The organism is Sporosarcina ureilytica (genome assembly GCF_001753205.1).
Lineage (GTDB): Bacteria > Bacillota > Bacilli > Bacillales_A > Planococcaceae > Sporosarcina > Sporosarcina ureilytica.
In genome coordinates this window covers 2,837,800-2,849,940 of the sequence record NZ_CP017560.1, presented here as the reverse complement: position 1 = coordinate 2,849,940, position 12,141 = coordinate 2,837,800, and the positions used below count along the sequence as shown (strand labels likewise).

Below are 12,141 nucleotides of genomic sequence, written 5' to 3'. Positions count from 1 at the left end.
AGAAAATCGACTTAAATGAAAAATATAGGGCGGTGGCAGGGGATAAGTAAGATTGTGTTATAGTTGACCATGGCAAGTAGAAAAATTACAATTGAATCACGGAACAAATCTAATGAAGGTCGGTTGATACGATGAATGGTTTAAAGTTTATTAAAGTGAATAATCCTGATGAAGGGTCAGAAAATCTGTTTAATTTCATTAAGGAAGCACTTGAAAAAAACGAACTGCATGTCATAGGTCTAGCCACAGGTGGTACGATGATTCCAGTGTATAAGAAATGGGTAGAATCTGACCTTGACTTCTCAGACGTCACAACATTCAATTTGGATGAGTATGTGGGCATTTCTGATGACAATCCAAATGGCTATGCATATTTTATGAATGAACATTTATTTAGTAAAAAGAAATTTAAAAAAGTGAATACATTAAACGGATTAGCGGAAAACTTAGAAGAAGAGTGTCAGCGATTTGAAGACTTACTTCTAGCCAATCCATTAGATATTCAAATCCTTGGTGTTGGGGAAAATGGGCATATTGCATTTAATGAGCCAGGGACACCTTTCGACTCCGTGACCCATGTGGCAAAGCTCACGCCGTCTACATTGGAAGTGAATAGCCGCTTCTTTAAACCTGGTGAACAAGTACCTAATACGGCGTTGACAATGGGAATTACATCTATTTTACGTGCGAAAAAAATTGTGTTATTAGCTTTCGGGGAGAAAAAACGAGCTGCACTTACTAAGTTAGCAGAAGGAAAAGTGGATACGGATTGGCCGATTACTAAGTTACTAGAACATGATGATGTCACGATTATTACAGATCTTGATATTTGATAAAAGTTAAGAGCGTTCAAGTCTAGATGACTTGGCGCTCTTTTTTTATCGTTACCCCCAATCGCATCGTCTCATTCTCCGTAAGTAGAGAATAAGAAAAGACGAATTCCGAGGGGGAATTCGTCTTCATGTTAAGTTTCTTTCATATGTTCTTTGTGATAGTTTAGTCAATTTCATAATCCAATCTTTTCGCTGCGCCGATACAATATATAGTTGAGTTAAACCGTTCTCAACTATATTTGTATCAACTTGCGGTTTTAGGTAATTATGAAATTGACTCAGTTAATAAAATGAATTATTTCTTGGGCAATATTTCGTCGAAGTTTTTGGAAATGCGTGCCGAAAATTTCAAGTCCTTCTCGTTGGTAGATACGCATTGGATCTTCTTGTGAATAAGAGCGAAGCCCAATCCCTTCTTTTAGACGTGTCATAGCTTCAAGGTGTTTCACCCAAGTAGCGTCGATGTGCGCAAGCATTACTTGCGGAATCGCTTGAATGACACGTTCATCATTCGAGAATTCTTCCATGTATAATAATAATTCAGCAAGTGGTTGCTCTAGGACTTGGAAAATCTCCTTCGTCCCGCTTATTTCACGAGGAATCGTTATCGGATTTGGTAATATAGAATTCATCGTTTGTTCGATTTGTTCAAAATTCCAATCCTCACTACTCATATTATTAGGGCAACTTTCATATACTACAAATTCAACCAATTCATTCAACATCGTTTTGAGTTCTTCGAATAGGTTTTCACCAGCTAGCACTTTATCACGAAGCGAATAAATTACATTTCGTTGATCGTTAATGACGTCGTCTAATTTTAAATTATATTCACGCATAGAGAAATGAACGCCTTCAACAATACGCTGTGTGCGTTCGGTCAGTTCATGAACATTAGCCGTTAGAATCAGTCCTGATTCATCAGAGCGCACTCTAGGTTTAACTTTTTCAACCTCTTCTTTGGCGAACCTTGTAAACATTTCATCTTCAAGTGAAAGGAAAAATTGGCTTTCTCCTGGGTCACCTTGTCTTCCGGAGCGGCCGCGAAGTTGGTTGTCAATTCGACGACTCTCATGTTTTTCAGTTCCTAAGACGAAGAGGCCACCTATTTCAGGAACGCCTTCACCCAGTTTGATATCTGTACCGCGTCCTGCCATATTCGTCGCAACGGTAATTTGTCCGTGTTGTCCGGCTTGAGAAATTAAGTGAATTTCTTGCTCAACACTTTTTGCGTTTAATAAATTATAGGATAACTTTAGTTTGTTTAAATATTCTCCCACTTTTTCTGATTGCAGTATCGAAGTTGTACCAACGAGTACAGGTTGTCCTTTTTTGTTACGCTCAGCAACTTCTTTTGCCATCGCTGTATATTTTTGATCAATGGTTTCGAATACAAGATCTGGTTGATCGATACGGGCAATAGGCTTGTTAGTTGGAATTTGGATAACATCCATTCCATACACTTCACGAAATTCCTTCTCTTGTGTTTTCGCAGTCCCAGTCATACCGCACAGAGTTGGGTACATGCGGAAATAGTTTTGAATGGTAATTTGCGCTTGAGCCTTATTTTCCTCCGTAGTTGGAACGCCTTCTTTTGCCTCGATTGCTTGGTGCAATCCATCTGACAATGTACGGCCTTCCATAATTCTTCCCGTAAATAAATCAACGAGTTCGATTTTATCGTCTTTAACAATATAATCAACATCCCGTTTGAAAATAACTCGAGCGCGTACAGCTTGAATGACATAGTGATAAAGTGTCTGGTGCTCGAGTTCATAGAGGTTGCCAATGCCAAATGCTTGTTCAACCTTTTCGATACCGGTATCGGTTAAAGAAGTGGCTTTTGTCTCTTCGTCGAAGTCGAAATCGACTCCTTGTTTAAAGCGTTTTGCAAGACGTGCGGAAACTTCATGTAGGTCTGCATCGGCTTCCATTTTACCTGCAATAATTAATGGCGTTTTTGCTTCGTCAACGAGGACACTATCCACTTCATCGATTATAGCAAAATGATAAGGACGTTGAACTCTTTCTTCAGTATTGCGCACCATGTTGTCGCGTAAGTAATCAAAGCCAAACTCTGTTCCTACACCATACGTAATATCTGCTTGATAAGCTTTTTGCTTTTCATCTGGTTGCATCATAGGAATATTGAGTCCGACAGATAATCCTAAATAACGATGAATTTGACCGATTTGTTCAAAGTCTCGTTTAGCTAAATAATCGTTTACTGTAATCACGTGTACACCTTTACCTTCGAGTGCACGAACGTAAGAAGGCATGGCAGCGACAAGGGTTTTACCTTCACCAGTAGGCATTTCTGCGATATCTCCTTCAGCGAGAACGATTCCACCGATAAGTTGAACGTCATAAGGACGCATATCAAGTACTCTTTTGGATGCCTCCCTTACAACCGCAAATGCTTCAGGAATAATGGCTTGTAAGGTTTCTCCATTTTGCAAACGGTCTTTAAAAGAATCGGTCATTGCTTGAAGTTGAACGTCAGAAAGTGCTTCGTACTCACTTTCTAACTTATTTATCTGATTGACTATTTTACGATATTTTCTAAGTTGACGCTCGCTAGTTCTCTTCGAACGTTTGAAAATTGATAACATAAATGAACGCTCCTTTTTCTTTCCCTATATAATAGGGATCGTTTCTATTTTAGCAAAAAGGGAATTAAATAACTACTATCTCTTGTAATGTTTTCAATCAGGCATATTTTCATATAGTGTAATATAAAAGAAAATTTGTAATTACATAGGGATAGGTGTTTTCTTTGTCTATTCATGGTATAATACTGGTGGTTTATTAAATAATTGATTTTATAGGGAGGCAGGACATGTTAATCCTAGCAATTGTTGCTGCGTTCGTAGCATCGCTTATACTAACTCCGCTTGTCCGAAGGTTTGCTTTCCGTATCGGAGCAGTTGATCAACCAAATTACAGAAAAGTTCATACAGCCATTATGCCACGTATCGGTGGACTTGCTATATTTGGCGCTTTCTTAGTAGGATATTTACTACTGCGCCCTGAAGATAGTCATTCTACAGGAATTCTAATCGGCGCTAGTCTCATTATTTTAACAGGATTTCTTGATGATATGCTTGAAATTACTGCCAAAGCAAAAATTGTTGGACAACTTGCGGCCGCAATCGTCGTTGTAATGTGGGGCGGTTTACAAATTGAATTTATTAACTTACCTTTTGGTGGACAATTAGAATTTGGCTATTTAAGTATTCCAATTACAATTATCTGGATTATTGGTATTACGAATGCAATTAACTTAATAGACGGTCTTGACGGTCTGGCAGCAGGTGTTTCGACAATTGCGCTTATTTCCCTGTCTATTATGGCCGTAATAATGGGGAATCCCTTTGTTGTTGCTACAGCTGCTATACTTGCAGCAAGTTCGTTTGGATTTTTATTTTTTAATTTTCATCCGGCAAAGATATTTATGGGTGATACCGGTTCGTTATTTCTAGGGTTTATGATTTCAGTGCTTGCCTTATTAGGTTTTAAAAATGTAGCGATTATTTCGTTAATTATCCCAGTGATTATTTTAGGTGTTCCGATTTCTGACACGTTTTTTGCAATCGTACGTCGAATTCGAATGAAACAAAAAATTTCAGCACCTGATAAATCACACTTACATCATTGTTTATTAAGAACCGGTTTTTCGCATAAGCAATCAGTGTTAATTATTTATGGGATTGCTGCATTGTTCGGTTTAGCTGCTATCTTGTTTTCGCAAGCAACCGTGTGGGGATCAGTCATTTTGGTGATTCTGTTATTATTAGCAATTGAACTTCTCGTTGAGTTAATTGGACTAGCGGGAGCGAATTATCGACCGCTTATCAATCTTGTACGAATGATTGGACGATAAAAGTCAAAGACTAAGCAAGCCATAAAAAGGTCGCTTAGTCTTTTTGTTTAAAAATAAAACCTGCATGTAGTTTGTTCATACATGCAGGTTTTTATAATATTATTTTTTATAGTCGGCTTCGTCTGCCGCTTCATTTGAATCGGTTTCTAAGCCTCGACTTTTGTCTGTTAGGCTGGTAGAGAATGGTGACAATCCAAGGTGGGATTTTAGTTCATATTTCACATCGTCTAACTGTTCTTCATCGAGCATCCAATAGTAAATACCTGTCGACATATCGTCTGTTCCAGCCAGATTGAGCATCGTAACTTCCGGTATGCCGCCTTTTACATATTCTATAAAAGATTTCATTTCATTGAAAGTCATGTCTGTTTTCATATTGTCTCCGATGGCATCAATCACATCACCATATTTCGTAATCGATTTTACAGAAAAAGCTTCCTTCATGATTGCTTGTAAAATCATTTGTTGACGTTTGCCTCGTTCAACATCACTGTCTAGTTTGCGTGTTCGAGCTAGTGCAAGTGCATGTTGTCCGTCTAAGTGTTGGAGGCCTTTTTTAAGTTCGATTGTACGCTGGTCATTTTCATCTAATTCGATGCGGTCATATGGAACTTCAACGTCAATGCCACCAACTGCATCAACAACTTCTATAAAGGCATTAAAATTCATTTTTACATAATAGTCAATCGGAATATCGAGGAACCCTTCAACTGCGTCAATTGTTCCTTTCGTTCCGCCAAATGCATGTGCGTGGGTGATTTTGTCTTGGCGTCCTCGACTTGGGACATAAACGTATGAATCACGTGGAATACTGAGTAGTTTTACAGTCTTTTCTTTATTATTTAAAGTGGCGACGAGCAATGCATCTGATCTGGGGTTTCCGCTATCTTTTCGCTTGTCACTTTCATCAACACCTATGAAAAGGATAGAAACATTGTCTTTAAGAGGTTCAACCGCTTCTTCGCGTAACTCTGACTTAGTTCTGTCATCTAGCGCCTCATAAGCCCGATTTGCGGCGTTAGTGGCTTTTTTCTGTAAAAAGACTCCGTAGCCAACAACAGAAAGAAATGCTGTCAAGGCGACCAGGAGTGATATTTTAATCGCAAGTCGTTTACCAGATCGTTTTCTGGAAATCCGTTTATATTCTTGTCTTTTCATTCTAATTCCTCCGAATTTAGTATATGGACCATATATTTGGTCACAATAGGAGTAAAAAGCTTTTTGTAAGAATTAATAAGTGTCATCATCTTAAGTCCAGTTATTGGGGAAAATGCGACTATGACAGGTACATCGAACAATCATTATGCATTTGCATTGAAATAAAATCGGTTTCTAGTAGCAAGATTTTAAGGCATGCTTTCTAGAAGGGGATTGTTTTTCTTTCAAATACATTCAAAAATCAGGATGTTCGACAAATTAAGTTAAAAATTTTACAACGATAGATAACTCGACTTAGTATACTACTTTAAGTTCCATAAGTAAATGTATTACAGATTAAATTCAAGGAACTCTTGACCGACGGATGCGATATCGCTTTGTCCGTTTGTTAATTCTGTCACCCATTCAGTAAACGCGGATTCTTCGGCTATAGGTACATACAAGTATACTTCTACATCTTCCGTATAGGTGATTTCTTTAAGGGGGTATGGTGATTGTCTAACTTCATTTTCAACTTTGCCAAGCCAAGTGTAGTCAATTGTTACTTTCATTAGGTGATGAAGTCTACGTTCAACTGTCCCCGTAGCCGCAATTCCTTCTGTCGTTGCTCGGCCATATGCACGGATGAGTCCACCGCCACCTAACTTAATGCCGCCAAAATAACGAGTGACAACAACGGTTGTATCTTTTAGATTTTGTTTTTTTAAGACTTCAAGCATTGGGAAACCGGCAGTACCAGAAGGCTCGCCATCATCATTTGCCTTCTGTATTTCATCATGTTCTCCAATTAGATAAGCCGAACAATTATGGGTTGCAGTATGATGCGTTTTTTTAATTTCGTTGATGAAATCAATTGCTTCATCCTCAGTTTCTGTATGCTTTACATAAGTAATAAATCTTGATTTTTGTATGATATATTCGCTTTCTCCGTATTGATTTACAGTACGATAATCTGAACGCATTTGTAACGCCTCCACTACTTGTAATACAAACTTAATATTCATTTGCTATACTAATGATATAATATATAAGGTGACTGTGGAACTCATAACGCCTGTAGTATTTTAAATCATAAGGATTTCTATATAAAATGGAGTGAAAACGTTGAATAATGAACCGATTGATATAAAGACACTAGACGCCATTTTTAATAGTATGGTCCGTACGATGAATCAATCAAAAAATGATATTTATGTAATTAGTGAACAGAGCAGGCAGAACTATGAGCAAATGAGAGCAGAACTTGAAGAAGTAAAACAAGATATTTCTTTATTAATCACAGAGAATGATTTGATGGAAGTGAAAAGTCGTCAATCACGTCGCAGGCTTGCTGATGTGTCGAAGAATTTTCAGTCATACTCAGAAGTAGAAGTGAGAGAGGCTTATGAGGTTGCGAGTAAATTGCAACTTAAGTTATCAATGAATGAAATGGAAGAAAAACGATTACGTAAAAGACGAGATGAGTTAGAACGCCAACTTGAAGGATTATTGGAAACGATTGACCGGGCAGAACAACTTGTAACCCAAGTGGCTACTGTTATCAATTATTTGACATCCGATTTGAAAAATGTCGGTGCAGCGCTTGAGGATGCGAAGCAAAAGCAAGAGTTTTCGATTCGTATTATCGAAGCACAAGAAGAGGAACGGAAAAGGTTGTCTCGCGATATCCATGATGGACCCGCTCAAATGCTAGCAAATGTGCTGTTGCGAGCAGGGTTGGTTGAAAAGATATTTAATGAAGAAGGAAAAGCATCGGCGTTATCGGAATTAAAATCCTTGAGAATGAATGTACGCGCAGCACTTATTGAGGTTAGACGTGTTATTTTCGACCTTCGTCCTATGTCGCTTGACGACTTAGGGGTTGGTCCAGCTTTAAAGAAATACTTATCCCAAATTGAAGACTTTGAGAAGGATGTCGATATTCATTTTCAAAGCATTGGAAACGAACAACGTTTTCATACAAATTTTGAAGCTGCTGTCTTTAGACTTGTTCAAGAATCAGTAGCAAATGCTTTAAAACATGGTAAACCGAGTAGTATTTGGGTGAAAGTAGAGTGGCTTCGCGATACACTTAATATAATCATTAAAGATAATGGAAAAGGGTTCGATGTAAATAAAGTAAAAAAGAAGTCTTTTGGATTAATCGGAATGCGTGAGCGTGTAGATTTACTAAAAGGCGCAATGAAAATAAATTCTACTATAGGTAAAGGGACAATCATTCTTTTTCAAATTCCATTGAATAATGAGGGGAATTAGAATTGATCTCGATTGGGAGGAAATAACATGCCAAAAACAAAGATAATCATCATAGACGACCATCAATTATTCCGTGAAGGCGTCAAACGAATCTTAGATTTTGAAGATTCATTTGAAGTTGCCGCTGAAGGAGACGACGGCGCCGAAGTAGTTGCACTTTATGAACAATATCAACCAGATGTCATTCTAATGGATATTAATATGCCACGAATGAATGGCGTAGATGCTACAGAAGCACTTTTAAATGAATATCCTGACGCGAAAGTGATTATTCTTTCCATTCATGACGATGGTTCTTACGTAACGCATGCGCTTAAAACTGGTGCGTTAGGATATATGCTGAAAGAAATGGATGCTGATGAAATTGTTGAGGCGATTAAAGTCGTTTCGTCAGGTGGTTCTTATCTACATCCAAAAGTGACACATAACCTTGTTGAAGAGTTCCGTAGATTAAGTGAACGTGAGCATAAAGGTGCGTTCCAACAAAATGATATTCGTCGTCCGTATCATTTACTTACAAAACGCGAAAGTGAAGTGCTTCAGTTGTTAACGGATGGACAAAGTAACCGAACAATAGGTGAAACGTTATTTATTTCAGAGAAAACTGTGAAAAACCACGTATCTAGTATTTTACAAAAAATGAGCGTCAACGACCGGACGCAAGCAGTTGTGACGGCGATTAAAAACGGTTGGGTTGAAGTAAAGTAATCATTTTGTCATAATTAAAAGGGCCATTCGCTTTGAGTGGCCCTTTTAGATGTTTAACAGGAGGAGCTATTCTAATGAAAAAAATACAATTGGCATTACTTATGATGACGATGCTTCTTTTAGGTGCTTGTAGCAATAATGGGGCGAACAACGAAGAAAAAGAACAAAATAAGCAAGACGTGTCTGAGGAATCAGTGGGATTTAGCTTAATGGGAGATTCAATTGAAGAGGCTGAAAATATTCCGAAAGAAGAGAAAGAGCAAATCCTTCAAGCTTTCGACACATATATTTCCACTTTTAATGAAAAAGAGCTAGATGCTTATATGGAAACGCTATCAGAAAACACGGAAAGCTTCGATTTGGAAGAAGAGCGTACACACACGGAGTCAATATTCAAAGATTATAACCTTGTGCGTGAAGTTTCAGACGTAACGATTGTCAAATATTCAGAAGCGGAAGCGCAAGTATTCGCAGTATTGAAATCTTCGTTAAAACAACTATCCACTGGGCTGGAAACTAGTGAAAATGGACGTCAAGTAACTGTATTCACGAAAGAAAACAACGAATGGAAAGTCTCTTCTGTGCATTATCTGGGGGACGACGCGATGAAACAATAAGTTATAACCGACGGATAAGATGATTATCTTTCTAGTAGATGCAAGCTTTTTCTTGATTGAATTGATAAATATATACATTGAAAAGTAGCAGGGTGAAGACAATTCTCTCTGCTTTTTTTATTTTTTCGTCTTTTTTTTGCCATAGCATGTAGCAAAAGTTGCGTGTTCCATTTCCGCGTCAACGGAATCTTATTTTATAATCTAGGTGAAACGAAATTTTATGCAATATAAGCATAATAAATCCCTTCCATTTTTTACAGTTGCTATTTTTGTTTGCTAAACATATACTAGTTATAAGAACTTGTGTTCGTGTCGAAGGGAGAAGAAAGCAATGGCGTTAATTCCACCAGAGGCATTACCGTATATTGAACGCATGATTTATTTACCGATGGTGCTGATTGTGTTGGAAAAAGATCGTAAAATTGTTGAGGATGGAAAGTTTAAATTAAAAAGACCGTACATTCAATTAGTCGATGAAGTGATAAAAACAGCGCAAGCCGAGCTTCAAGAAACAATGATTTACTTACAACGCCATCATATAAAAGTGACTCGTGGTAAAACTGACGATACATTTACTGAGTACGTTTTTTTATATGGTGGTTATGAAGAACAGCGTCGTTATTTGAATGTTCGCTTGCGCAATAAAACAGAAGAATTACTCACTAGTTACTTTTGTGCGACAAAATACTTTACGAAAACGGGGCATTAGGTAATCCACGCACCGCCGAATTGACTGAATTTCTGTTTATAATCACGTTGTAATAAGTATGCTAAAGCAATTTGCCTTTGGATTGTTGTTTCAGATGAATCGACTTTTATAAAATGTTGATTTGTTAATTCGATGATTGTGCATCCAGCCCCTTCTGGTTTGATGTTAACGATTGCGTGAAATGCTATCCAAATGTTTTGTTCAGAAGCAGTTGATAATGTTGGAATCATGATTAAGGGGGTTCCATGGTCAAAGGCGACAACAATGGGGACCTTGTGGCGATTGTTGAGTATATTTTTGGCATTATGTGTTGCTACTTTTAAGGATGTCCCGTAATGACGACAAGACGCTCTAATTAGGTGTAAGGCTTTTCGTGGATGTGTAAATTGATTGTCTTTTTCCATAATAAGGGTCATAAGTCTACTTTCTTTTCGAATAGTTTGTAAGACAAGTGTGTTCGTGGAAATTATGTAAGGCACATCAGGTTTGATAATTTGCAAAAAAATCCACTCCTTATTTTTCCGTAGTCATACATTTATTATATAGGGGAAAAGTAATAATGCAATAAATAAATTGATTAATTAGAACTATTTTTATTATTAGTAATCTGCGTGAGGAATAAAAGAAGATTTGCAGGTGAAATGCAAAAACTATCCTTATCTGAGAGACTGATAGGATAGTTTTGTTTAGGAAATAATAAATGAAAATTTTCAAGATATATTCATTTAGAGGTGCTAATCATCTAACCGGCATCTTCCGCTTTTGTTTATTCCTGATACTCGAGTGCGGCAGCGCCGAGGATTTTTGCAGCTGTTAACATTGCATTCTCGTCAAAGTCAAATTTCGGGTGATGATGTGGATAAGGGACATCGGGTTTTGCGCCTGTAAAGAAAAATGTGCCAGGCACTTTTTCAAGGTAATAGGCAAAGTCTTCGCCGCCCATATGGGGAGGTGTCTCGACTACAAATTCTGAACCTAACACATCTTCTGCGATCTTTTGTACGTAAGCAGTTTCTTCTTCGTGATTCACAACTGCCGGGTAACCGCGTTTATAAACGATGTCAATCGTACAATTATTTGCAAGTGCTGTTCCTTCTGCAACGCGCTTAATTTCAGTTTCCATTAAGTCGCGGATTTCGGGTGTGAATGTGCGAACTGTTCCTCGAAGTTCAGCAGTGTCTGCGATAACATTAAATGCATTTTCTGCTACGAAAGAGCCGACGGATAGGACGGCAGATTCAATAGGATCAACGCGACGAGAAACGATTTGTTGTAAATTCGTAACGAGTTGGGCACCGATAACAATTGCATCTTTTGTCTGATGTGGATTGGCTCCGTGTCCACCTGCTCCTTGAACTTTAATTTCAAACAAATCTGACGCTGCCATAATAGGACCGGCCAAATATTCTACTGTTCCGGCATCAGTTTGAGACCAAAGATGCGTACCGAAAATAACGTCAACGCCGTCTAAACAACCATCTTCAATCATTGAGATAGCGCCGCCTGGGGCTAATTCCTCCGCATGTTGATGGATGAAAACATATTCACCCGCCAGGTTTTCATGCAATTCGTGAATTGCTTTTGCAAGCTGAAGAAGCGTTGCTGTATGTCCGTCATGTCCACAAGCATGCATGACGCCAGGAACCGTTGATTGATAAGGTGCATCTTTTTCATCTTGAATAGGAAGTGCATCGAAATCTGCGCGGAGAGCCACTGTTTTACCTGGCTTCCCCCCTTTAACTCGAGCAACAACCCCATTTCCACCGACGTTTGCTTGAACCTCGATGCCAAGGTCTGTGTAAAAATCAACAATGTACTGTGCTGTTTTTTCTTCTTTAAAAGAAAGTTCGGGATGCATGTGAAGGTGTCGTCGGATGACAACCATGTCCTCGTATGCATTCGTCAGCTTTTCGAATAATTGGTTTTTCAATCGTGTACCCCTCTCTGAAAACGAAATAGTTTTAAAAATTAATTGTA

The 12,141-nt window shown here is 38.2% G+C and carries 11 protein-coding genes; 6 read left to right on the top strand and 5 right to left on the bottom strand.

Annotated elements, in window-relative coordinates:
- Positions 1–131 precede the first annotated feature (131 nt).
- Positions 132–833, top strand: coding sequence for a glucosamine-6-phosphate deaminase (locus tag BI350_RS14050; protein ID WP_075528711.1), 702 nt, complete (start codon positions 132–134; stop codon positions 831–833).
- A gap of 278 nt (positions 834–1,111) precedes the next feature.
- Here BI350_RS14050 and secA2 read toward each other — a convergent pair whose 3' ends face one another.
- The gene (gene secA2, locus BI350_RS14045; RefSeq protein ID WP_075528710.1) at positions 1,112–3,445 is read right to left on the bottom strand and encodes an accessory Sec system translocase SecA2; all 2,334 of its coding nucleotides are present in this window, start codon (positions 3,443–3,445) and stop codon (positions 1,112–1,114) included.
- A gap of 227 nt (positions 3,446–3,672) precedes the next feature.
- On the opposite strand from secA2, the gene BI350_RS14040 reads away from it, so the two are divergent.
- Positions 3,673–4,716, top strand: a complete 1,044-nt coding sequence (locus tag BI350_RS14040) for a glycosyltransferase family 4 protein (protein WP_075528709.1) — start codon at positions 3,673–3,675, stop codon at positions 4,714–4,716.
- Positions 4,717–4,815: 99 nt separating this feature from the next.
- On the opposite strand, the gene BI350_RS14035 is transcribed toward BI350_RS14040, so the two are convergent.
- Entirely contained in the window at positions 4,816–5,874 is a 1,059-nt protein-coding gene (locus BI350_RS14035) for an LCP family protein (RefSeq protein WP_075528708.1), read from the bottom strand.
- 329 nt (positions 5,875–6,203) lie between these two features.
- Complete coding sequence (locus tag BI350_RS14030; RefSeq protein WP_075528707.1) at positions 6,204–6,836, bottom strand: YigZ family protein; 633 nt, start codon at positions 6,834–6,836, stop codon at positions 6,204–6,206.
- Positions 6,837–6,978: 142 nt separating this feature from the next.
- Between BI350_RS14030 and BI350_RS14025 the strand changes: the two genes are divergently transcribed.
- From BI350_RS14025 to BI350_RS14010, 4 genes are all read left to right on the top strand, one after another.
- Entirely contained in the window at positions 6,979–8,130 is a 1,152-nt protein-coding gene (locus tag BI350_RS14025) for a sensor histidine kinase (RefSeq protein WP_082295093.1), read from the top strand.
- 27 nt (positions 8,131–8,157) lie between these two features.
- On the top strand, positions 8,158–8,838 hold the full coding sequence (locus BI350_RS14020; RefSeq protein WP_075528706.1) for a response regulator: 681 nt from the start codon (positions 8,158–8,160) through the stop codon (positions 8,836–8,838).
- A gap of 74 nt (positions 8,839–8,912) precedes the next feature.
- Positions 8,913–9,455, top strand: coding sequence for a hypothetical protein (locus tag BI350_RS14015; RefSeq protein ID WP_075528705.1), 543 nt, complete (start codon positions 8,913–8,915; stop codon positions 9,453–9,455).
- 331 nt (positions 9,456–9,786) lie between these two features.
- Entirely contained in the window at positions 9,787–10,164 is a 378-nt protein-coding gene (locus BI350_RS14010; RefSeq protein ID WP_075528704.1) for a YhjD family protein, read from the top strand.
- On the opposite strand, the gene BI350_RS14005 is transcribed toward BI350_RS14010, so the two are convergent.
- Both BI350_RS14005 and BI350_RS14000 read right to left on the bottom strand, forming a co-directional pair.
- Entirely contained in the window at positions 10,161–10,664 is a 504-nt protein-coding gene (locus BI350_RS14005) for a competence protein ComK (protein ID WP_168157273.1), read from the bottom strand. The genes BI350_RS14010 and BI350_RS14005 overlap by 4 nt on opposite strands.
- 266 nt (positions 10,665–10,930) lie before the next feature.
- A complete protein-coding gene (locus BI350_RS14000; protein WP_075528703.1) occupies positions 10,931–12,094 on the bottom strand; it encodes a M20 metallopeptidase family protein in 1,164 nt (387 codons plus the stop codon).
- Positions 12,095–12,141 lie beyond the last annotated feature (47 nt).

Excerpts from the sequence above, each read along its gene's own strand:
- BI350_RS14030 (WP_075528707.1), bottom strand. The coding sequence starts at position 6,836 with ATGCGTTCAGATTATCGTACTGTAAATCAATACGGAGAAAGCGAATAT.
- BI350_RS14010 (WP_075528704.1), top strand. The coding sequence starts at position 9,787 with ATGGCGTTAATTCCACCAGAGGCATTACCGTATATTGAACGCATGATT.
- BI350_RS14050 (WP_075528711.1), top strand. The coding sequence starts at position 132 with ATGAATGGTTTAAAGTTTATTAAAGTGAATAATCCTGATGAAGGGTCA.
- secA2 (WP_075528710.1), bottom strand. The coding sequence starts at position 3,445 with ATGTTATCAATTTTCAAACGTTCGAAGAGAACTAGCGAGCGTCAACTT.
- BI350_RS14020 (WP_075528706.1), top strand. The coding sequence starts at position 8,158 with ATGCCAAAAACAAAGATAATCATCATAGACGACCATCAATTATTCCGT.
- BI350_RS14035 (WP_075528708.1), bottom strand. The coding sequence starts at position 5,874 with ATGAAAAGACAAGAATATAAACGGATTTCCAGAAAACGATCTGGTAAA.
- BI350_RS14040 (WP_075528709.1), top strand. The coding sequence starts at position 3,673 with ATGTTAATCCTAGCAATTGTTGCTGCGTTCGTAGCATCGCTTATACTA.
- BI350_RS14015 (WP_075528705.1), top strand. The coding sequence starts at position 8,913 with ATGAAAAAAATACAATTGGCATTACTTATGATGACGATGCTTCTTTTA.